The following is a 571-nucleotide window of genomic DNA, read 5'->3' on the forward strand; positions in this document are numbered from 1 at the left end:
CCCTTTCTATGGAACGATGCAAGAGAGAGGGGCGAACAGGCGCATGGACGATCGGACCAACACGATTTTCGGCTGGACGCTGGCCGCTGCCGGTGCCGCACTGGGACTGTCGATCGTGGGGGGCAAGCTCTTCCACGCCGAACGCCCCGAAAAGATGGGCTATGCCATCGAGGGCGTCGAGGAAGCCGGCGCGGGCGGCGGGGCCGCCGAGGTGCCGATCGCCTCGCTGCTGGGCAGTGCCGATCCCGCCAAGGGCGCGGAAGTGTTCAAGAAGTGCGCGGCCTGCCACACCATCAACCAGGGCGGGGCGAACGGCATCGGGCCGAACCTGTACCACACGCTGGGCGAACCGATCGGGCAGGGCAAGGGCGGCTTCGCCTTCTCCGACGCGCTGAAGGGCGTCGGCGGCACCTGGGACTTCGACAAGATGAACGCGTGGCTGACGTCGCCGCGCAAGTTCGCCAACGGCACCAAGATGACCTTCGCCGGACTCGGCAATCCGCAGGACCGCGCGAATCTGATCGCGTATCTGAACCAGCAGGGTTCGAACCTGCCGCTGCCGGCCGCGCCC

Annotated in this window: 1 protein-coding gene; it reads left to right on the forward strand. The window is 67.4% G+C overall.

Annotated elements, in window-relative coordinates:
* Nucleotides 1-43 precede the first annotated feature (43 nt).
* On the forward strand, nucleotides 44-571 hold a 528-nt coding region (locus NS334_RS16125; protein ID WP_058756970.1), incomplete at its 3' end, for a c-type cytochrome.

This window comes from Sphingomonas endophytica (genome assembly GCF_001476895.1).
In the GTDB taxonomy this organism is placed as follows: domain Bacteria; phylum Pseudomonadota; class Alphaproteobacteria; order Sphingomonadales; family Sphingomonadaceae; genus Sphingomonas; species Sphingomonas endophytica_A.